The organism is Sphingomonas sp. GW821-FHT10C01 (assembly GCF_059415525.1).
This window is the reverse complement of the sequence record NZ_JBWKNK010000001.1, coordinates 993,694-1,014,449: the sequence shown is the minus strand read 5'-3', so window position 1 is coordinate 1,014,449 and position 20,756 is coordinate 993,694. Positions and strand designations below refer to the sequence as shown.

The 20,756-nt window shown below is 67.5% G+C and carries 24 protein-coding genes; 10 read left to right on the top strand and 14 right to left on the bottom strand.

What is annotated here, in order from left to right:
- Positions 1-83: 83 nt before the first annotated feature.
- From AC07M1_RS04940 to AC07M1_RS04930, 3 genes are read left to right on the top strand one after another with little or no spacing between them, the layout of a single operon-like run.
- Complete coding sequence (locus AC07M1_RS04940) at positions 84-806, top strand: sterol desaturase family protein (RefSeq protein ID WP_495161450.1); 723 nt, start codon at positions 84-86, stop codon at positions 804-806.
- A 38-nt stretch (positions 807-844) separates the two neighbouring features.
- Positions 845-1,765: a DMT family transporter gene (locus AC07M1_RS04935; protein WP_495161449.1), complete on the top strand. Its 921-nt coding sequence runs from the start codon at positions 845-847 to the stop codon at positions 1,763-1,765.
- A 39-nt stretch (positions 1,766-1,804) separates the two neighbouring features.
- Positions 1,805-2,989, top strand: a complete 1,185-nt coding sequence (locus tag AC07M1_RS04930) for an MBL fold metallo-hydrolase (RefSeq protein ID WP_495161448.1) — start codon at positions 1,805-1,807, stop codon at positions 2,987-2,989.
- Between the two features lie 151 nt (positions 2,990-3,140).
- Here AC07M1_RS04930 and AC07M1_RS04925 read toward each other — a convergent pair whose 3' ends face one another.
- The 11 genes from AC07M1_RS04925 to AC07M1_RS04875 form a co-directional block, all read right to left on the bottom strand.
- Positions 3,141-3,767 carry a DUF4198 domain-containing protein gene (locus AC07M1_RS04925; protein ID WP_495161447.1) on the bottom strand — a complete coding sequence of 209 codons (627 nt, stop codon included), beginning with the start codon at positions 3,765-3,767 and terminating at the stop codon, positions 3,141-3,143.
- Positions 3,768-3,784: 17 nt separating this feature from the next.
- Positions 3,785-4,066 carry a DUF3325 family protein gene (locus tag AC07M1_RS04920; RefSeq protein WP_495161446.1) on the bottom strand — a complete coding sequence of 94 codons (282 nt, stop codon included), beginning with the start codon at positions 4,064-4,066 and terminating at the stop codon, positions 3,785-3,787.
- Positions 4,063-5,673, bottom strand: coding sequence for a PepSY-associated TM helix domain-containing protein (locus tag AC07M1_RS04915; protein ID WP_495161445.1), 1,611 nt, complete (start codon positions 5,671-5,673; stop codon positions 4,063-4,065). The genes AC07M1_RS04920 and AC07M1_RS04915 overlap by 4 nt, the downstream gene beginning before the upstream one ends.
- Positions 5,670-5,933, bottom strand: a complete 264-nt coding sequence (locus tag AC07M1_RS04910) for a hypothetical protein (RefSeq protein WP_495161444.1) — start codon at positions 5,931-5,933, stop codon at positions 5,670-5,672. Before AC07M1_RS04910 ends, AC07M1_RS04915 begins: the two co-directional genes overlap by 4 nt.
- A 50-nt stretch (positions 5,934-5,983) precedes the next feature.
- A complete protein-coding gene (locus AC07M1_RS04905; RefSeq protein ID WP_495161443.1) occupies positions 5,984-8,275 on the bottom strand; it encodes a TonB-dependent siderophore receptor in 2,292 nt (763 codons plus the stop codon).
- A 209-nt stretch (positions 8,276-8,484) separates the two neighbouring features.
- The gene (gene purT, locus AC07M1_RS04900; RefSeq protein WP_495161442.1) at positions 8,485-9,648 is read right to left on the bottom strand and encodes a formate-dependent phosphoribosylglycinamide formyltransferase; all 1,164 of its coding nucleotides are present in this window, start codon (positions 9,646-9,648) and stop codon (positions 8,485-8,487) included.
- 61 nt (positions 9,649-9,709) lie between these two features.
- A complete protein-coding gene (locus AC07M1_RS04895) occupies positions 9,710-10,102 on the bottom strand; it encodes a DUF1801 domain-containing protein (RefSeq protein ID WP_495161441.1) in 393 nt (130 codons plus the stop codon).
- A 9-nt stretch (positions 10,103-10,111) separates the two neighbouring features.
- A complete protein-coding gene (locus AC07M1_RS04890) occupies positions 10,112-10,519 on the bottom strand; it encodes a DUF1801 domain-containing protein (protein ID WP_495161440.1) in 408 nt (135 codons plus the stop codon).
- A complete protein-coding gene (locus tag AC07M1_RS04885; protein WP_495161439.1) occupies positions 10,516-10,722 on the bottom strand; it encodes a hypothetical protein in 207 nt (68 codons plus the stop codon). Before AC07M1_RS04885 ends, AC07M1_RS04890 begins: the two co-directional genes overlap by 4 nt.
- 21 nt (positions 10,723-10,743) lie before the next feature.
- Positions 10,744-11,151, bottom strand: a complete 408-nt coding sequence (locus tag AC07M1_RS04880) for an SRPBCC family protein (protein WP_495161438.1) — start codon at positions 11,149-11,151, stop codon at positions 10,744-10,746.
- Positions 11,148-11,489, bottom strand: coding sequence for an ArsR/SmtB family transcription factor (locus AC07M1_RS04875; protein WP_495161437.1), 342 nt, complete (start codon positions 11,487-11,489; stop codon positions 11,148-11,150). The genes AC07M1_RS04880 and AC07M1_RS04875 overlap by 4 nt, the downstream gene beginning before the upstream one ends.
- A gap of 109 nt (positions 11,490-11,598) precedes the next feature.
- Between AC07M1_RS04875 and AC07M1_RS04870 the strand changes: the two genes are divergently transcribed.
- The 6 genes from AC07M1_RS04870 (at position 11,599) to AC07M1_RS04845 (ending at position 16,452) form a co-directional block, all read left to right on the top strand.
- A complete protein-coding gene (locus AC07M1_RS04870) occupies positions 11,599-12,543 on the top strand; it encodes an alpha/beta fold hydrolase (protein WP_495161436.1) in 945 nt (314 codons plus the stop codon).
- 49 nt (positions 12,544-12,592) lie between these two features.
- Entirely contained in the window at positions 12,593-13,138 is a 546-nt protein-coding gene (locus AC07M1_RS04865; protein WP_495161435.1) for a helix-turn-helix domain-containing protein, read from the top strand.
- 53 nt (positions 13,139-13,191) lie between these two features.
- Entirely contained in the window at positions 13,192-14,391 is a 1,200-nt protein-coding gene (locus tag AC07M1_RS04860) for an MFS transporter (RefSeq protein ID WP_495161434.1), read from the top strand.
- Between the two features lie 151 nt (positions 14,392-14,542).
- Complete coding sequence (locus AC07M1_RS04855) at positions 14,543-15,112, top strand: sigma-70 family RNA polymerase sigma factor (protein WP_495161433.1); 570 nt, start codon at positions 14,543-14,545, stop codon at positions 15,110-15,112.
- Complete coding sequence (locus AC07M1_RS04850; protein WP_495161432.1) at positions 15,105-15,812, top strand: anti-sigma factor; 708 nt, start codon at positions 15,105-15,107, stop codon at positions 15,810-15,812. The genes AC07M1_RS04855 and AC07M1_RS04850 overlap by 8 nt, the downstream gene beginning before the upstream one ends.
- 124 nt (positions 15,813-15,936) lie before the next feature.
- Complete coding sequence (locus AC07M1_RS04845; RefSeq protein ID WP_495162814.1) at positions 15,937-16,452, top strand: fasciclin domain-containing protein; 516 nt, start codon at positions 15,937-15,939, stop codon at positions 16,450-16,452.
- A 46-nt stretch (positions 16,453-16,498) separates the two neighbouring features.
- On the opposite strand, the gene AC07M1_RS04840 is transcribed toward AC07M1_RS04845, so the two are convergent.
- From AC07M1_RS04840 to AC07M1_RS04830, 3 genes are all read right to left on the bottom strand, one after another.
- Positions 16,499-17,296: a hypothetical protein gene (locus AC07M1_RS04840; protein ID WP_495161431.1), complete on the bottom strand. Its 798-nt coding sequence runs from the start codon at positions 17,294-17,296 to the stop codon at positions 16,499-16,501.
- Positions 17,297-17,393: 97 nt separating this feature from the next.
- On the bottom strand, positions 17,394-17,798 hold the full coding sequence (locus tag AC07M1_RS04835; protein WP_495161430.1) for a MerR family transcriptional regulator: 405 nt from the start codon (positions 17,796-17,798) through the stop codon (positions 17,394-17,396).
- A 10-nt stretch (positions 17,799-17,808) separates the two neighbouring features.
- Positions 17,809-19,779, bottom strand: coding sequence for a TonB-dependent receptor plug domain-containing protein (locus AC07M1_RS04830; protein WP_495161429.1), 1,971 nt, complete (start codon positions 19,777-19,779; stop codon positions 17,809-17,811).
- Positions 19,780-19,962: 183 nt separating this feature from the next.
- Here AC07M1_RS04830 and AC07M1_RS04825 point away from each other — a divergent pair, with 183 nt between their 5' ends.
- Positions 19,963-20,634: an MOSC domain-containing protein gene (locus tag AC07M1_RS04825; RefSeq protein WP_495162813.1), complete on the top strand. Its 672-nt coding sequence runs from the start codon at positions 19,963-19,965 to the stop codon at positions 20,632-20,634.
- The last annotated feature ends 122 nt before the right edge of the window (positions 20,635-20,756 follow it).

Genomic DNA, 20,756 nt, shown 5'->3' with positions numbered 1-20,756 from the left:
TATCGAATCGCGAAAACAGACCGCGATCCCGCTATAGTGAAGCGATCCGGAACCGTAGCAATATGCCGCACAGAGGAGCGCATATGATCGGGATCTATCACTATATCGCGTTCGGAATGTTCGTCGCCTTTTGCGTGCTGGACGGTCTGGCCCATGCCCGCGCTTTCCCGAAGATCGATCGCTGGAAGATCAAGGGCGCCGCCTTCACCGCACTCTATTTCGCGATCGCGACCTATGCGCCGCTGATGTGGGACGCATTTCTCGGCCAGTATCAGCTCTTCAATGCATCGTCCTTGCCCTATTGGGCACAGGTCGTGATCGGCTTCTTCGTGATCGAAGCGCTGATCTACGCCTGGCACCGCACGATGCATAACGTTCAGCCGCTATGGCGCTGGTTCCACCAGATGCATCACAGCGCCGAGCGCGTGGACATCTGGGGCGCCTTCTACTTCCACCCGTTCGACATGATCGGCTGGGCGCTGCTGGGCAGCTTCGCGCTGGTGCTCGGCGTCGGGCTGACGCCGGAGGCGGCGATCGCGGTGGCGGTGCTGTCGACCTTCTGCACCATGTTCCAGCACACCAATATCAAGACGCCGCAATGGCTCGGCTATCTCGTCACCCGGCCGGAAAGCCATTCGGTGCATCATCAGCGCGGGCACCATGCCCATAACTATGGCGACATCCCGATCTTCGACATCCTGCTCGGCACCTTCCGCAACCCGAAAAGCTGGGAAGGGCAGGCGGGCTTCTTCGACGGCAGCTCGAAGCAGGTCGGCCCGATGCTGATCGGTCGCGAGATCGCCTGACTTGCATTCGCCCCGTCCATCTCGGATGGGCGCAAGCTATGATCACCTCCCCCATCTGGCTTCCCGCCACGCTGATCGCCGCGGTGTTCCAGCCGTGGCGCACCGCGGTGCAGCGGCGGGTGAGCAAGGATCTGTCGATCAATGCCGCGGGACTCGTCCGCTATCTCTACGGTCTGCCCTTCGCGCTGGCGATGATGGCGACCTATCAGTTCGTGCTGTTCCCCGCCGCCTTCCCCGCGCTCGGGCCGTGGTTCCTGATCTATTGCCTCGCGGGCGGCCTTGCCCAGATCGTCGCCACCAACCTCCTGTTGATGGCGTTCGACCATCGCAACTTCGTGGTCGGCACGGCCTATTCGAAGACCGAGGCGGTTCAGGGCGCGCTCCTCTCGATCGCGCTGCTCGGCGAGCGGCTCAACCTGCTCAGCTGGATCGGCATCGCGCTCGGCGTCGCCGGGGTGATGATCCTCTCGGCCGACAACAAGCGGATGAGCCCCGGTGAGCTCTTCCGCGCGCTCGGCCAGCCCGGCGCGCGCTACGGCATCGCCTCGGGTTTCTTCTTCGCGCTCACCGCCATCGCGATCCGCAGCGCCACGGTTCAGGTCGAGACCGGCGACCCGATCCGCGCCGCGCTGATCGTCCTCGCGGTCACCGTCGCGCTCCAGACGGTGATGCAGGGCGGGCTGCTCGTCCTGCGCGAGCGCGATCAGGTCGCCGCCGTGTTCCGCACCTGGCGCGTTTCGGGCCAGGTCGGATTGCTCTCCGCGCTGGGTTCGGCCTGCTGGTTCACCGGCTTCGCCACCGCGCCGGTCGCCCTCGTCCGCGTCGTCGGCCAGATCGAGGTCGCCTTCACCATGGCGTTCGGTCACTTCTACCTGGGCGAGCGGGTATCGCGCGGCGAGATCGCGGGCCTCCTCCTCGTGACTGCGGGCGTCGTCGCCGCGCTCGCCGGCAATCTCTGACCTTGAGTTAGGCCCCGGCAATCCGCATTTAGGATCGCGATGTCATTCGTCCGCCCGGTCCTGCGCTGGACCTCGATCCTCCTGCTCTGGACCGTTGTCGCCGCCTGTCTCGCGGTGACGATCGTCCCGCGCTACCTCGACCGCATCTACCATCATGGCCCGCAGAGCGGCCATTATGACGGCGAGCATTTCTTCAACCCCGATGGCGAGGACACGGTGCGCGTGCCCGGCAACCGCCGTGGCGGCCGCGCGGGATTCCTGTGGCGTCAGGCGACCGGCGCCGATGGCCGCCCCGCCTGGCCCGATCGCATCGCAGTGAACAAGGACGCCCCGCCCGCGCGTGTCGTTGGCGGTGCGATGCGCGCCACATGGGTCGGCCACGCCACCGTCCTGGTGCAGGCGAACGGCCTCAACATCCTGACCGATCCGATGTGGAGCGAGGTCGCCGGTCCCTTCGGTCTCGCCGGCCCGCGCCGCACCGCGCCGCCGGGGATCGACTTCGACAAGCTCCCGAAGATCGACCTCATCGTCGTCAGCCATAATCACTACGACCATCTCGACCTGCCCACGCTCGAGAAGCTGGCGGCGCGCGACAAGCCGCTGATCGTCACCAGCCTCGGCAATGACACCATCCTGCGCTCGGCGGGGATCGCGGCGCGCGGGCTCGACTGGGGCGAGCGCGTGACGCTGCGTCCCGGCGTCGACGTGATCGTCAACCGCAACCACCACTGGGGCAGCCGCTGGTTCACCGACCGCAACCGCGCGCTCTGGTCCAGCTTCGTGGTGACGCTGCCCGACGGCAATCTGTTCTTCGCGGGGGACACCGGCGCGGGCGATTACAAATGGGCCGATCAGGCCGCGTCCTACGGCCCGATCCGGCTCGCGATCATGCCGATCGGCGCCTTCCGCTTCCAGGAGGGTGAGATGCGTACCGGCAGCCATATCGGCCCGGGTGAAGCAATCAAATTATGGAACCGCATGGGCCGTCCGGTGACGCTCCCGATCCACTGGGGCACCTTCCGCCTGTCCTGGGAAGGTTACTGGACCCCGCCGCGCATGTTGCGCGCGATTCAGGCCTGCGCGAGCGAGAGCTCGGGCCGCTTCGCCCCGCAATCGATCGGTCGCCCCTGGGACATTCCCGCCCTCGCCGCCGCACCGCCACCGGTTGACGACAAGCGCGTCGACGCCTGCATGAAGGACCCCGCCGTCACCGCATTGCGCTGACGACAACCGGCCGCCCCAGAACCAAAGCAACCGTCATCCCCGCGCAGGCGGGGATCCATTCTGGCTGACCTGTCGGATTGAACCTCGCCGACAGCCGCAATGGATTCCCGCCTTCGCGGGAATGACGATGAAAGTTATCGGACTTCGACCCTCAATTCACGAAGCTGGTCGTGGTCACACGGCTCAGCACCGCGACCTTGCCGGCCGGAAGCGTGAAGTCACCCTCGTCCTTGATCGAGGCTTTCAGGATGTAGCGCCCCTTCTCCAGCAACGTCGGCAGCGCGACCTCGCCCTTGTCGTCCGTCTTGAGCGCCAGCTGCCAGCGACCCGGCGACACCAGCGACACGTCCTCCTTCGCCACCGGCTTGCCGTCGCGGGTCAGCACGAAGCGATTGCCGTTCGCGCTCACCGGCGCCAGCTCCAGCGGCATCACCACCTTCGCCTCGCTGCGGCCCGAACGCGCGTAATAGATCACGCCGGCCTTCTTGCCGTCCTCGTCCCACGGCTTGAACACGTCGTCATCCCAAGCGCGCACGTCGCCCGCGGGCAGAGCGACCTCGATATAGCCCGGCCCGCGCGTCTGGGTGCCGGTGGCGCCGATCAGCTTGGGTGCTTTCAGCGACGGAAAGGCCGGATCGCCCCCCGCCGGAAGCGGCAGTTCGGGCTCGCCCAGCCAGATCTGCGCCGCGCCGTTGGCACCGCGCTCGATCCACACCTCATGCGCCTGCGCGAGGCTCGCGGTTCCAAGCGCCAGCGCGGCGATCAGCAGCTTCTTCATCGTATAGTCTCCCGGTTCTATTTGCGGCCCGCGGGCGCGGGGATCAGGTTGAGCGCGAGGAACACGAGGCCAGCGCCCAGCATCAGCAGGGCGACCCACAGGATCGGCCCGAACACCCATCCCTGCGCGCCGATCGCAAAGGGGAAGGCGGCGGCGACGGCAGCCCAGGCGCCGCCGCGCATCCGCAGCACCGTCACCGCATCGAGGCGATTGCCCAGCCGCTTGCGGTGATGCTCGTCGGTCGAAAGCCCGAACAGCGCGAAGGCAAGCGTGGCGAGGATGAAGGCGAGCGCGGTCATTCTGCGGGCTCCATCTGCGCGTCGGCCGGCACCGCTGCCGGTGCGGCAACCGTCTTGCGGCGAACCCGCGGTGCCGCCGGCTTGTGCCGCGCCACCCGCCGCGCAAGCGCGAGGAAGGTTGCGCCGAACACCAGCAGCGCGATGTCGATCCCGGCCAGCATCATGTCGCCGCTGGACAGGCTGGCGATCAGCCCGCGCTGCGTCCCGAAGAGGTTATAGACGGGCAGCGCCGCCAGCAGTGCGCCGGTCAGCCCCAGCAGCGCGACCCAGTTATGCTGCGGCTTGCGCACGATCGACAGGATCAACGCCGCGCCCCAGGCGAGGAACAGGCAATGCACCTCCCACGCCGCGCGCCCGGCCATGTCGACCGGCAGCAGCCGGTTGGCCCAGAACATCACCGCGACCCCCAGCGGAAAGCCGCCGATCGCCGCGACATTGAGCCGTTCGACCAGTTTGAAGCCGAAATGCGGCCGCGTCGGATCGGGCAGCTTCTCGCGCCGCTTCACGGTCCACAACACCATCCCGCTAGCCACCATCACCGATCCGGCGACGCCGCACAGGAAATAGAGGAAACGCAGCCAGTCGCTCGAATAACGGCCGGCATGCAGCCCGATCATGCTGCCCGCGGTCACCACCGCCGCGCCGGTCTCGGGCGAGCGGCGCAGCGCCTTCCCGGTCACGCCGTCATAGGTGATCTGCGGCGTGCGCGACGACAGCATCGACGACCCCGAACGGATCACGGTCACCCGCGCCGCGGCGTCGCCCGGCTCGACCACCTCGACATAGCCCGCCTTGCCGCCCAACCGCGCCTCCGCATCGCGGACGATCGCCGTCAGTTCGACCAACGGCGCCGGCCGCCCGGTACGCTCGACGGCGGGCCCCTCGGGATAGAGCGCCTCGAAGAATGCCCCCTCCTTGGGGAAGGTCACCGCCGTCGCCCAGGGCAACAGCATCACCGCCAGCGTGACGAGGCCGGTATAGGTGATCATCAGATGGAAGGGCAGCGCCAGCACCGCGGTGGCATTGTGCCCGTCGAGCCATGAGCGCTGGCCCTTGGCCCGCCGCAGCGTGAAGAAGTCGCGGAAGATCTTCTTGTGCGTGACGATGCCCGACAGGATCGCCACCAGCATGAACAGCGCGGCGATGCTGACCAGCCAGCGCGCGTAGATCACCGGCATGTAATAGAGGTCGAAATGGAAGCGGTAGAAAAACTCGCCGCCGCGCGTCTCGCGCGCCGTGACGGGTTGGCCGTCTGCCCCGATCGTCGCCTGATTGTCGCTACGGCGGCGGCGACGCGTCTCGCCTTCCTTGGGCTGCGGCACCCAGAAGGCGGTCGCGCCATGCGCCGTCGCGCCGGGCATGGTAATGAACCAGCTCTTGGCGTCGGGCGCCTTGTCGCTCAGGAAGCGCTGCGCCCCGGCAAGCACCTTCTCCGGCTGCTCCACACGGGCGAGCTCGGGCCGCATCCAGCGGTTCAGCCCTTCGCGATAATAGGCGATCGTCCCCGCGGCGAAGACCGCGAACAGCACCCAGCCGAGCAGCAGCCCCGACCAGGTGTGCAGGAACGCCTGCGACTGCCGAAAGCCCTTGTCGCCCAAATCACTCATGCCACGCCTCCCCCGCGCGTCATTATCCAGGTGAGCGCCGCGGCCACGCCGCCCGCCACCGCCAGGACCCACAGGGCCTTCCAGCCACTCTTGGCCGCGAACGACCACATCGCCGCCACCGCGCAGATCGCGAACGCGACCAGCATTCCCACCGTCGTCGCCTGTTCCGGGCGCATCGGCAGGATCACCGACAGCGCGATCGCCCACAACGTCGCCACCGCATAGCCGACCGGCAAGGCGGCGAGGATGCGCAGGATCATGTCCCCCCGCTTCCGCCACGGCGAAGCCGCCGCCGCATTGCCGCGCCCGCTCACGGGTAGCTTACCCGCAGCGTCGCGAACACGGTGCGCGGGCTGCCATAATAGTTCCCACGGCCGGTGGACGAGATGCGCGCATAGTAAGTGCGATCCAGCAGGTTGTTGACGTTGACCGACAGCGAAATCCGGTCGTTGACCTTATACCCCGCGCGCAGATCGACCACGGCATAGCTGCCTTGGCGCACGATCGTCGACAGCGTCGTCACCGTGCCGGCCGCGTTGCGTACCGCCGGATTACCGCCATAGGTCTCGCTGAACCAGGTCACCCCGCCACCGATGCTCGCGCCCTCCAGCAGGCCGCCTTGCGCCTCATAATTGGTGAACAGCTTGACCATGTGCTCGGGGATGATCGGCACCAGCGGCAGCCCCTCGAACGAGGCGTTCTGGTCCTCGAGATATTTGGTCTTGGTGTAGCTGTAGCCGCCATTGACGCGCCAGCCGGGCAGCACCTCGCCCGCAGCCTCGACCTCGACGCCACGCGCGCGGACCTTGCCGATCTGGAGCACTACCGTCTGGTCGTCGGGATCGTTGAACAGCCGCCCGCTCTGCTCAATCTGATATCCGGCAAGCGAGAGCAGCAGCTTGTCCCCGGCGAGCGACAGCTTTGTCCCCGCTTCGAACTGCTTGCCCATCATCGGGCTGACCGCCTGCCCGTCCGGCCGGCGGCGGCCCGCCGGCGCGGTCTGCGGGGTGAAGCTGTCGGCATAACTCACATAGAAATTGAGGTTGTCGGTCGCGTCCCACACGATCCCGGCATAGGGGGTGAAGCGCCCCTCGACGCTCGATCCTGTGACCGTTCCCAGCGTTGGCAGCAGCACCAGATTATTGGTATCCCACCACGTCAGGCGCCCGCCGCCGACCAGCGTCAGTCCTTCGAGCGGGGAAAGGCGCATCTGGCCGTAGATGCCGTACTGCTCGGTCTTGGTGTTGGTCGCGCCATAGGTCTGCCGCAGGCAGTTCGTCGTCGGAACGGTGACGCCCGCACAATTGGCGTTCGATCCTTGCAGCGGATAGAGCGGCGACGGACCATAGGGATTGAGCGGCGGCTCGAGCGGCGAGCGTGGGTTGAATACGTCGATCTTCGCGTAGTTCGACAGGCGGGTGTAATAGCTGTCATAGTCCAGCGCCTGATAATCGGCGCCGACGATCAGTGTCTGGTCGCGCCCGAACAGCGGGAAGGTGCCGACCGCGTTGAAGTCGAATGCCTTGGTCGTCGCGAAATTGTCCCCGCGATAGGCGATGTGGTTGGTCACCCCGTTATTGGGCGCCCCCGTCAGCGGTGGATTGGCGGCGGTCGTCACCGCCTGGTTGCCGATGTACGAGTAGATGTCGATGCGCTCGACATCGGTGTAGAGGCCGCTCGCGCGCAGCGTCCAGCGGTCGCTGATCTTGTGCGACAGCTCGGCCCAGGCGGTCCAGGTCTCCGACCTGAAGCGGTTCCAGTCGGCGCCGAGGTAGGTCGAGCGATCGACGGTCATCAGCCGCCCCTCGCTCCCGTCCTTGCCGCCCAGATAGCCGGGCAGACCCGACTGGATCGCGGGCTTGAACCGGTCGTAGCTGCCGCCGAAGGTCAGGGTGGTGTTGGCGCCGATCTCGACCTTGGCGGTCGCGAACCCGGCGACGCGGTTGCGGTGCCCGACGTCGAAGAACTGGTCCTGGTCCTGCACCATCGCGCCCACGCGTACCGCCACGCCATTGGCGAGCGGCGCCGTCAGGTCGAACTCGCCGCGGACATTCTGGTAGCTGCCATAACCGATCGACGCCTTGGCCTTGAACGCGTCCATCGGGCGCTTGCGCACCAGGTTGATGCTGCCCGCCGGATTGCCCGACCCGCTGAACAGCCCGGCCGGGCCGCGTAGCACCTCGAGCCGGTCGTAGAAGAACAGGTCGGGGACCACCGACGGATAGCCGAACGCCATTGTCGCGACGCCGTCGATCAGATAATTGTTGATCGCGAAGCCGCGCGACATGAACGACGGGTCTTCGCTGCCCACGCCTGTCACGGTGATGCCCGCCGTCGCGGTGACCGCATCCTCCAGCGTGAACAGGTTCTGCGCCTCGATCTGGCCGGCATCGATCACGGTGATGGTGTTGGGAACGTCCTTGAGCGGGGTGACGGTCTTGCCGACTTCCTGGCCAACGCTCTTGCCCAGGATCACGACCTCGTCGTTGCTCGCGGCGGGATCGCCTTCGGCGGTGCCGACGGTGTCATTCGCGCGCGCCGCTGCGGGAATCCACAGACCGGCCGCCGCCGCACTCACCAGCAGCACTCCGAACTTACGCATGTTTCACAACCCCTTCGATGATTCGGGGGCGCGATAGCGTCTGCCTTGTTGCGAGTCACTAGCATTAGCGATATTTTTATTGAGAATGACACGCATTGCATAGCCAATCTCCCGCTGTTGCGATAGCCGCAACGACGTCGATATCGGGACGCGACCGACCTTAAGCCCCTCCCCCGAAAGGGAGCGGCCCGGTCAGCCACCCGCCCGTGTCAGTAAGTGATCCGCACCTTCGCGGCGGCGTCCGCCGCCAGCGCGCGCGCGGCATCGGTGTCGCCCGCCAGCGCCAGCGCCACGCCCATCCGGCGATAGGGCCGCGTCGTCGGCTTGCCGAAGATACGCAGGTCGACCTCGCCGCCCGGCACCGCCAGCGCCTCGGGAACGCCCTCATAGCCCGGCGCTTCGCCGTCGCGATCGGCCAGGATCACCGCCGACGCCGACGGGCCGTACAGCCGCACCTCGGGCACCGGCAACCCCAGCACCGCGCGCGCGTGCAGGTCGAATTCGCTCAAATTCTGCGAGATCAGCGTCACCATGCCGGTGTCGTGCGGCCGCGGCGACAGCTCGGAGAAGATCACCTCCTCGCCCTTCACGAAGAACTCGACCCCGAAGATGCCGTATCCGCCAAGGTCGTCGACCACCTTGCGCGCCATGTCCTGCGCGTCGGCGATCGCCTGGGCCGACATCGCCGCAGGCTGCCAGCTTTCCTGATAGTCGCCGCGCTCCTGCCGGTGCCCGATCGGCGGGCAGAAGCTCACGCCCTCGCGCGAGCGCACCGTCAGCAGCGTGATCTCGTAATCGAAGTCGACGAATTCCTCGACGATCACCCGCGCCCGGTCGCCGCGCATATTGGCGACGGCATAATCCCATGCCGCCTCCAGCGCTCCGGCCTCGCGCACCGTGCTCTGCCCCTTGCCGGACGAGGACATGACCGGCTTGATCACGCACGGAAGCCCGGTGTGCTCCGCGCCGGCCAGCACCTCTTCCAGGCTCTCGGCATAGCGGTAGCGCGAGGTGCGCAACCCCAGTTCGACCGCCGCGACCTCGCGGATGCCGTCGCGGTTCATCGTCATCTGCGCCGCGCGGGCGGACGGCACCACCGTCACCCCCTCGGCCTCGACTGCGGCAAGCACCTCGGTGCGGATCGCCTCGACCTCTGGCACGACATAGTCGGGCGCGTGCCTGGCGATCGCCGCGCGCAGCGCCTCGCCGTCGAGCATCGAGAACACCTCATACCCGTCCGCGACCTGCATCGCCGGGGCGTTCGCGTAGGAATCGCACGCGATCACCTGCGCGCCCAGCCGCTTGGCGGAGATCACGAACTCACGCCCCAGCTCGCCCGATCCGAGCAACAGGATCTTCGCGGTGAATGCCATGGTCGTCGGTTCCTTCTCGCCAGCGGTCAGATCACGCCACTGGCCCGAACCGGCTGCCTTGTCACCCCTTCGCGTTCGCCTTCACCGCCGCCCGCACCAGCGCCTTCAGCGCCTCGGCATCGACCGCATCGTCCTCGCGGAAATCGATCGCGCGCCGCGTGCCGCCGTCGAGGCTGGCGTTGAACAGCCCCTTGGTGTCATCCAGCTGCGCGCCCTTGGCAAAGGTCAGCTTGACCTTGTCCTTGTACGTCTCGCCGGTGATGAGGATGCCGCCTTTCGACCAGGTCGGCACGCCCGAGGGGTTGGACGGCTTGCGCCACTTCACCTCTTCGATGATGTCCGCATCCGCCGCCTTCACCAGCGCGCGCAACCTGGCCAGCATCGGTCCGCGCCACCCGCCCATCGCTTCGATCTTCGCGTCGATCTCCTCCGACGCGCTCACTTCGTCCGCCATTCCACTCTCCTAGGGTTTCCAGCCCGGCAGCGCCGCCGCTTGCCGGACCCAGTCCATGATCTGCGCCTCGTCCCACGCATCCGTCTCATGGATGTGGAAGTAGCGCGTATCCTTGTCCTTCGATTCCACCGGCGGCTTCGGCTCCAGGCCCGCGCCCTTGAAGAACGCCACCTTGATGTACTTGTTGAAGCAGTGGACACCGAGGAAGAAGGTCCCATCCCCGGCACCATAGAGCGGCGAGTTCCACTTCATCGCCTTGGCTAGACCCGGCACCGCCGCCTCGATCAACCGATCGAGCCGCTCGCCCGCCGCGCGCTTCCAGCCGGGCATCGCGGCGATATAGGCCTGTACCGGCGCATCGCCGTCGCCCTTGGCGATCTGCGGATTGCCGCCCGAAAGGAGCTTCGGCTCGGTCATGCCGCGTTTCGCCGGAAATAGGGGCGGAAGAACATATACAGCCCCGTCACCAGCAGAAAGGCGAGTGGCGGCAGCGGCAGATAATAGACCCACTCGACCGGCTGATGCCCCAGCCCCAGCATCGCGAAGATCGCCACGACGATCAGTGCGAACAGCAGCGACACCCAGCGATGAACCACGCGGATCGGCTTGCTCAACCTCATTGCACCCATCTCCCTATTGTCTCAGTCCAGCCCCGCCAGCACCGTCTCCAGCCGGTCGAGGAAGCGCGGCCAACCGGCTCTCGCGCCATGATAGGCCAGCTTCTGCTCGGGCAGGAAACCTGTCTGCACCATCGTCAGCCGCGTGCCCCCGGCGATCGGCGTCAGCGTCCAGGTCACCACGCTGTCCAGCCCCAGCGCAGCCCAACGATAGGCCAGGGTTCGCCCGGCCTCGATCTCCAGCACCTCGCAATCGATCTCGCCCCATTCGGCCTTCAGTCCGAAGCGACGCCCCACCTGCGGCACGAAATCATTGGCCATCAGCCATTCGGTGATCAGATGCGGCTGGGTCAGCGCGCGCCAGATGCGCTCGGCCGGATGCGCGATCTCGCGCTCGACCGTCACCGTCCGCGTCTCAGCCATTTCATTCATTGGTCCATCCTGTTCAGCAAATCCTCCAGCCCGTCGATGCGGCGTTCCCAGAACCCCTTCATCTCGCGCGCCCACGCGTCGAGCGGGTCGAGCGCGCGCAGCTCGGCGCGGTAATGCGTCTGCCGCCCCGCCTGCCGGTCGCGCACCAGTCCCGCGCGCTTGAGCACGCCCAGATGCTTCGACACCGCCGGCTGCGACACCCCCGCGCCCGCGGTCAGCGTCCCCACCGTCTGCTCGCCCTCGCGGCACAGCCGCTCGAACAACCCGCGCCGCGTGGGGTCGGCGAGCGTGCGGAACAGCAGGTCGGGGGTCAGGGCGGTCACGAATTCATAACTCACTGGCTATCGATCAGCTCCGATAACCAGCGGGTTATGGGTAAGTCAAGCCGTGCACTATTGACACTATTGTCAATATCATCCTTGATCGCGCCATCAAACGGGGGTGCCGATGTCGATTTTCCTTCCCTTGCTCGCCGGCGGCGCGGGGCTCATCGCGGGCACTGCCGCCATCGCCGCCGCCTATTCGCGGCGCATCGCTCGCCAGGTCGATCGCAACATCCCGCCCGACGGCGGCTTCCACACGATCCGCGGGCGGCGCATCCATGTCCGCGATATCGGCCAGGGTCCGGCGATCGTCATGATCCACGGCCTCGCCGGCCAGATGCGCAACTTCGCCGCCGTGGTTGAGCGGCTTCAGGCCAGCCACCGCATCGTCCTGATCGATCGCCCCGGCAGCGGCCACAGCCCGGGGCGCGGCGACGACAGCCTCACCGATCAGGCCGCGATCGTCGCCGACCTGATCGACCAGCTCGGCCTCGATCGCCCGCTGATCGTCGGCCATTCGCTTGGCGGCGCGGTGTCGATGGCACTCGCGCTCAATCACCCCGGCAAGATCGCCGGCCTCGCCCTGATCGCCCCGCTGACCCAGGTCCAGGAAGAGGTCCCCGCCGCCTTTCGCGGGCTGGTGATCGAAAAGCCGGCGGTGCGCGCGATCATCGCCAACACGCTCGCCATCCCGATGATGCGCCTCAACTCGGCCAAGTCCCGCATAACCCTGTTCGCGCCCGAGCCGGTGCACCCCGCCTTCGACATCGACTATGGCGGCGCGATGCTCGCCCGGCCGCGCGCCTTCTACGCCTCCTCGTCGGAGCTGGTCGCGGTCAACGACGCGCTCGCTCCGCTCGTCACCCGCTATGACGAGATCGGCTTGCCCGTCCGCATCCTGTTCGGCGAGGGCGACCGCGTCCTCCCCGCCTCCGTCCACGGCACCCGTACCGCGGGCGAGATCCGCGGCGCGCAATGCACGATCGTCGCGGATGCCGGCCATATGCTCCCCGTCACCGATCCCGCCCGCGTCGCCGCCTTCATCGCGGAGGCACGCGCCGCCGTCTGATCGCGCGCAACGGCTTCCGCGGCGCAAGGGATGGAGCTATGGCATTTTCATGCTCCACGACCTGCCTCTCGGAAGAGCGCTGCGCCGCTTTCGCCGGTTGAACGGCATCAAGCAGGGGCATGTCGCCGAACTTCTCGCCGTCTCCCAGGCTGCGGTCTCGCGCTGGGAAAGCGGGGTGAATGAACCAGAGGCGCATCAGCGCGAACGCATTCTCGACATGATCGCCGCCAACGCCAGCAACGATGCCGACGCCGCGCTGAAGCGCTTGATCGAGACATCGACGCTGCCGGTTCACCTGGTGTGTGACGCGACCCATAACCTGCTCGCCGCCTCGCCGGAGCGGGCCAAGTCCTGGGGCGGCAGGACCGACATGTTCATCGGCCAGTCGCTATGGCGCTTCGCCAGTCCCGAAATCGCCGACGCGCAGGCGGGTCTCCAGGATCGCGGCTGGTTCGAACGCCCCTTCCAGCGGTTGCAGTTCGACACCGGGCATAATGACAGCGACGTCGTCGCGGTGCTGCCCGGCACCTTGCTGTGGGAGACCGTCCCCCTCGCCGACGGACGGACCGGACGCATCTCCACCACACTCATTTAGCCGCGTATATCTTTTACGTGGCCGCACCGTCCGCACCCGGTTAGCGGCAAGCCATGCATCGCTCTTGGCCTCCCATTCTCGTCCTCTGGTTCCTCGGCATCCTCGCGGCGGCCCAGTTCGCCAAGATGTCGGTCATCGCACCGATCCTGCGCACCGGCTTCGGTCTGTCACTTCCCCAGCTCGGCTGGCTGATCTCGCTGATGGAGGTTGGCGGCGCCGTGTTCGGGCTGGTTTCGGGCCTTGCCCTCGCCCGCTTCGGGATGCGCGGCTTCCTGCTCTGGGGCCTCGCGATCCTCTCCGCCGCCAGCCTGATGCAGGCGTTTGCGGCCACCGCACCACTCCTCTTCGCGGCACGCGCGATCGAAGGCATCGGCTATGTCCTCGTCGTCATCGCCGCCCCCACCGCGATCGCGGCCACCGCGGACAACCAGCTGCGTCCGCGCGCGCTGGCGCTGTGGAGCACCTTCGTCCCGGTCGGCATCGCGGCGGGCGGCGCGATCACCGGACTGGCGGCGGGCACGCTGGGGATGAGCGGCGTGATGCTGCTGTGGGCGGTGATGATCGCCGCCGCGATCCCCCTCGCCCTGCGCCTTCCGCTCGCCGCCATCCCCCCGGCTCGGATCCGTTTCCCCGCCGCCGCCGCCTGGATCTCGACCTTCGGCTTCGGCCTCTACACGGTATTCATCAGCGCCGTGACGATGCTGCTGCCCAGTTTCCTCATCGAACGCTGCGGCGCGACCATGGGACAGGCCGCCATCGTCGCGGGCATCGCCTCCCTCGCGGTCCTGCCGGCCGCGGCCACGGCCATGTGGCTGATGCGCAAGGGCGATATCGGCATGCGCCGCACCCTCGCATTCTCGGCTCTCGCGCTTGTCCCGACCGTGCCGCTCGTCCTGCTGCTCTACGGCGACGCCAGCACCGAATTGCCGCGGATCGGCACGATCGCGGTGCTTGCCGTCGCGGTCAGCGGCCTCGTCCCGCCGCTCGTCTTCGCGCGCCTGCCGCTGCTCGCCGGCGCGTCCAGCCCCGAAGACCCCCGCATCGCCACCGCCAACGGTCTTGTCACCCAGTTCGGCGCCGGCGGCGCGCTGATCGGCCCGCCGCTTGGCGGCATCATCGTCAGTCTGTGGGGCTGGCAGGGCCTGGGCGCGGCATCCGGCGCACTGTTGGCCGCCCTCCTGGCGGCGGTGATCGCGTCCGAATATGCCGGGCGAGGATCGAGGGCCACAGCTGGCGAAGCCGCCATCGGCTAAGGCCGGGCGGGCCGCTTGACCCCACCGACGGGAATCCGACCGTACAGAACGGCGCGTGCAGGAAAGAACATTCCAGGCGCGCACGATCCCACCTGAATTCAAGAGGTTGCTTGCACCTTGTGAGCTGAAGCACTTGCGCTATTCTGTCGAAATGGCGCGCGATCAAAACGGAATGTCGGATCGGGAGCGCCTGGTAGCGGCATTGTCGCGAGTCGCCGCGCAAGACCGCACGGCACTTCGCGAAGTCTATGATCGCACCGCTCCGAAACTTTTCGGCGTGTGCCTCCGTATCTCTCAGGACAGAGAAGCCGCCGAGGATATCTTGCAGGACGTGTATCTCAAGGTCTGGAACCGGGCGGGCCGCTTCGATGCGACGCGGGCCAGCCCGATCACCTGGCTCTGTGCGATCGCGCGCAACGCCGCGATCGACTGGCGCCGGGCGAATGGCGGGCCGGTATTGGTGAGCGAGGACCATGCGGCCGAAATCCCCGATACGCGCGAAACCGCCCCGGAACGGATCGAAGCCGCGCAGGATCGCGCCCGCATCTTCAACTGCCTCGAAGCGCTCGAGGCCAGACAAAGCAGCGCGATCCGCTCGGCCTTTTTCGACGGCTTCACCTACGCGCAGCTCGCCGATCGCATGAAAGTGCCGCTCGGCACGATGAAAGGCTGGATTCGGCGCGGCCTGCTGCAACTGCGCGAGTGCCTTGGCGATGGCTGAACCGCTCTCCCCCGAACAGGATCTGCTCGCGGCCGAGCTGGCGCTTGGCGTTCTGGAGGGCGAAGAGCGGGCGCAGGCAATGCGCCTGTCGCTCGCCGACGCCGCCTTCGCCGCGGCGGTCGATGCGTGGCGCACCCGGCTCGAACCGCTCGGTGAGGACTTTGCGGAGATCACGCCACCCGCATTGTGGCCCGCGATCGAAGCGCGCCTCGGCAATCACGCAACCGGCCCCAACCTGCACCAACTCCGCTTCTGGCGGTTGAGCGCGCTCGGCTCGGGCGCGCTCGCCGCCTCGCTCGCCGCGGTTCTGGTCTTCGCGCCCACGCCACAGCCGGTCACGGTGGTGCGCGAAGTCGTCCGCGCGCCCGATACGATGGCGGTGGCGCAACTCGGCGGCGAAACCGGTGCATCGCTCGCCGCCAATTACGATCCGGGCCAGGGTGCGTTGCGCATCCGCGCCATCGCCATGCCCGCCAGCGAGCTGGCGCCCGAGCTCTGGGTGATCCCGGCCGACGGCGTGCCCCGCTCGCTCGGCCTCGTCAGCGCCAGCGGCACCACGAATGTCGCGGTTCCCGCCCGGCTGCGCGCGCTGATCGTCGACGGCGCGACGCTCGCGATCACGATGGAGCCGGTCGACGGCGCGCCACATACCGCCCCCAGCAGCGCGCCGGTCGCCGCCGGAAAAATCTCGAAAATCTGATCCCTGCCGCATCCGCGACGCGATCCGCTCCGTAGCTTGGCCAGCACCTCCCCCCGGGGTGCCATCCAAGAGGAGCAGATCGATGACGCGCACTCTTTCCAAACTGGCCTTCGGCCTTGCCGGCATGGCGCTGGTCGCGACCGGCGCACTCGCCGCGCAGAAGAACCCGATGGTCGGCGGCGCCGCGATGTACCCGACCAGGAACATCGTCCAGAACGCGGTCAATTCAAAGGATCACACCACGCTCGTCGCCGCGGTCAAGGCCGCCGGGCTGGTCGACACCCTGTCCGGCCCCGGCCCGTTCACCGTCTTCGCGCCGACCAACGCCGCCTTCGCCAAGCTGCCCGCCGGCACCGTCGACACGCTGGTGAAGCCCGAGAACAAGGCGATGCTCACCGGCATCCTCACCTATCATGTCGTCCCCGGCCGCATCACTGCCCAGGATATCGCGGCCAAGGCGATGAAGACTGGCGGCAAGGCGATGTACAAGACCGTCGCCGGCGGCACGCTGACCTTCGCCAGGAAGGGCAAGGGCTGGCAGGTGTGGGACGCCAAGGGCGGCCACGCCAACATCACCATTGCCAATGTCATGCAGTCGAACGGCGTGATCCACGTCATCGACACCGTCCTCATGCCCTGAGCTTCCCGGGGGCGGCCCGCGCATCGCGCGGGCCGCTTCGGAAGGCTCAACACCGACCCGGCCGCACCCAGCCGTCGCCATCGCCGCCGCCCGCTTCGCGCTGCATCCGCTCCCACGCCTCGGCCTGGGCGATCTGCTTCACCCGCGCCTCTGCCCGCACCCGCCGCGCGAGCGCGTCGAGCTGCCTGTTGAGCGCCGTGTCGGTTTCTTCCATCGTCGCCCGGCGGGGTTCGCGTGCCACCGCCGCCTTGGCTTCCGCCGCCGCCGCCACCCGCCGTGCCTTCTGCGCCTCGCCCAGCAGCATGCGGAGCAGCGATTCCGAATAGCGCCGCCGCGTGCCCACCACCTCGCCGCGCACCACCACCGACTCTTCCCAGCCCTCGACCGCGCGCTCCCACGCGACCTGCTCGATCATCGGCAGCGACCGTTCCAGCGCTGCGGCGAAATCGCGCGCAAACACAACCGATTGCGCGCGCAACCGATAGACCGACGTATCCGAAATCCCCACCCGCTCGCACGCATCCTTGACCCGCCCGGTCTCGGACAGCGCGCGCAAAAAGGCCCGCCGCCGCAGCCGCGTCCACCCGTCGAAGCGCCCGCGCGGTTCCCCCGGCTCGGCGCGCTCGGCCTCGCCGCCCCGGGCGCCGATCCGTGCCGCCTCCCGCGCCGCCACCTCCGCATCCCATCGCGCCCGGAATTCGGGCCGGCGCTGGCGCCGCCGATAGGCGGTCCCCAACGGTCGCCCGATCGCCTCCGCCGCCCCGCGCACCGTCCCCGTGGCGCGCAGCGCCATCAGGAACGCAGTCTCGGTATCCGCCGTCCATCGTGAATAGGGTTTGTGCATGCTCCCCTCGCCCGCCTGCCCGCATCGAGGGGAATCCAATTATACGGAATTCGACGTGTAGGAAAGAACATTTTGAGAACACGCGTCCCCGCAGCGATCAGCGCGATCGTGCTGGACCCAACGCTTCGACGATCCGGCAATCCGCGATGATCCCGCCCTGACAGGAATCGATCACAGCCTTGAGTTCGCGCCGTAGCGCCGTGAGATCGGCAAGCTTGCGGTCGACCTCCAGCAGATGCGCGTGTGCGATCCGGTCGATTCCAGCGCAGTCGTGGCCCTCGTCGTCCGACAGCTTCAGCAGCGCCCGCACCTGGTCCAGCGAGAAGCCGAGATCGCGCGCGCGCCGGATGAAAGACAGCCGCCCAAGCTCCACCTCACCATAGTCGCGATAGTTTCCGCCGGTGCGCGGAGGCTTGGGCAGCAGGCCGATCTTCTCGTAATAGCGGACTGTCTCGACCTTGGTACCGGTCGCCTTGCCCAGATCGCCGATCGTCAACGCCATGACATGAACCTCACTCTCCGCCGAAGCGGAACCGTATCCCGCCATTGATGACACGCCCGTCGCTCGGCGCCCAGGCATCGACGGTCCAGGACCCGACCGGCGCGCGCTGCGGCAGCAGCAGCGGATCCCAGCGCGTCTGGCGCACGTCCAACAGATTCTCGGCGTTGACGAACAGGCTGACCTTCCCAAGCACCAGCTCACCCATCAGCCCCAGTTCGACATAGGGTCGGCTGCGCGTGCGATAGGGGTTGTCGTCGATCGACTGGATGCCGGTGTAATAGGCTTCGAGGCCAACCCGTCCCTTGCCGTGCTTCTCCCACATCGCCACCAGCCCGGCGGTGTTACGCGGGGTCAACGGCACGCGACGACGCCCCGCGGCATCGGGATCGGACTCGGTGGCATCGATATGGACATAGCTGCCGGTCAGCGTGAACGCCTCCCAGCGATAGCGCAGCAGCAGTTCGACGCCGCGCGTCTTGGTCAGCCCGTCGGCATTGGCCAGCGTGACGCGGGTAGCGGTCAGTTCGCGCAGCTGCACGCTGTTGTCGATGTTGGACGCGAACAGGCTGACATTCACCTCGACCGGTCCCTTGGCATAGCCGAAGTCGATCGAAGCGGTGTCGGCGGTCTCGGCCCTCAGCTTGGCATAGGGTACCACACGGGACAGGCCATTTGCCTCGATCTCTTCCACGAAGGGCGTCGGTGCATAGAAGCCGCGACCCACCGAAGCGCGGATCGTCAACGGCCCCGGCCGGTACAACGCCGACAGCCGTGGACTCACGCGCGATCCATACTCGCTGTGTGCATCCCAGCGCGCGCTCGCGGCCAACGTCAGCCGATCCGCTACCTCGCTCTCGCCCTGAAGGAACAGCGCGGGCGCGGTGTAGCTATAGTCGAACGTCGGAAAGGCGCGCGATCGATAGCCGTCGGCCTGGAACGCTGCACCCACGAGCCAGTTCGCGCTTCCCGCCACGCCGCCCAGCGAGACTTCGGCAAATCCCGTCCGGTGCTGATCGCGCTCGATCGCCGCGCCGAACTGGTGGCGGTGCGTCTGGGTGACACCCGACGCGCGCAGATAGAGCGTGCCGACACCCTCAAGCGGCGTCTGTGCGGTCAGCCCCATGTCGAAGCGCTCGCTATGCTGCCCCTGCACGAACAGCGCCCCATCGGGCGCGGTGCGGCCGGGCAGGGTACCACCGTCGCGCTGCTCGGTCATCGCGCCGAAGGTCAGCAGTGCCTTGGCACCCGCCGTGCCCTCCCAGAACAGGCGCGGACGTGCGGTCCAACGTTCATAGCTGGGCATGTCCGCCCAGCCGTCGTCGTTCAGGTCCTGCTGCGACTGGCGGTTATAGCCGGCAGTCAGCGACGCGCTCACGCCACCGCCCAGCGGGGTTGCGCCGTAAGCTGTGACGTCCTGCCCGTCGCGTGTGGTGGCGTTGAACAGCAACTCGCCCTGCGGCTCCGCCCCCGGCCGGCGCGAGACGAGGTTGATCACGCCACCCAGCGCCGAAGGACCATAGAGCGCCGATGCCGCCCCCTTGATCACCTCGACCTGCCCCAGGTCGGTCGGCGGGATCTGCAACAGTCCGATCGACGGCGTCTGCCCGCCATAGAGCGGCAGGCCGTCGGCCAGGATCTGGGTATAACGCCCCTTCAGCCCCTGCATCCGCACGTTCGACGCGCCCAGCGCGGGCGAGGTCACCTGAACGCGCACGCCCGGCGTCTCGCTTACCAGCATCGCGATGTTGCCGGGGGTCATGAGGAGCTTCTCCTCGATCTCCTCGCGATTGATCACATCGACCCGGATCGGCTCGTCCTGCACCCGGCGGCCCGTGCGCGTCGCCTGAACGACGATTTCCTCGCCCTCTTCGCTGGCTTCCTCGCCGTGATGTTCCTGCGCCAATGCCGCGCCTGCTTGGAGCGGGACCATCGCAAGCACCGTCAGCGGCGCGGCACGAAGCGAAAGAGACTGAAGCGGCAAGATCGCCCCCCCGACTGGTTGTTGCCGTGATCGGTCTGAGCCACGGTGTCGGCGCCGCCATAAAGGCTGGAGTAACTACAGGGTCAAGGCGGATGTGCGCGCACCCCTTCTCTTCCTCGTACGCCCTTCGCTTGCTATCGGCATAAGCGAACCTTCAGGAGTCCCACCTTCCCCCACCCCGTCATCCTCTCGCTCAACACCGCCCCGGTCCGCCCGCTCGGCCCGAAGTCCATCCCCAGCGCGATCGCCAAGCAACCGGCCGATCGCCCGCTCCGCCTCACCACGCTCGGCCTGGCCGGTGACGAACAGGGCGATACCCGCGTCCATGGCGGGGTCGACAAGGCGGTGCATCACTATCCCCGCGACCATTATCCCGCCTGGCGCGCCGATCTCGGCGATCATCCGCTGCTCGATAGCCATGGCGCCTTCGGGGAGAATATCTCCACCCTCGGCCTGACCGAAAGCGACGTCGCGATCGGCGATCGCTTCCGCATCGGCAAGGCGCTGGTCGAGGTGTCGCAGGGCCGCCAGCCCTGTTTCCGCCTCAACCTGCGCTTCGAGACCCCCGGCGTCGCGCTGCGCATGCAGGACAGCGGCCGCACCGGCTGGTATTATCGCGTGCTGGAGGAAGGCATCGTCGCCCCCGGCGACAGCGTCGCGCTGACCGACCGGCTCGCCCCCGACTGGACCGTCGAGCGCATCCGCCGCGTCTTCTATGTCGACATGCTCGACCGCGACGCCCTGCGCGCCATCGCTGAGCTCACCTTGCTTCCCGAACGCTGGCGCCAGCTCGCGGAGAAACGGCTGGCATCGGGAACCGTCGAGGATTGGAACCCGCGTCTCAAGGGCGGATAGCGCTTGTGGTTCAGCAAGGCTGAACCAGTTGCGGCACCAGCCCAACGTCGCCTTCCGCGCAACCAATCACCGCTCCCCTTCCCCCCGCCCCCCTGCCCTGCTATCGGCCCTCGCGAATCTTC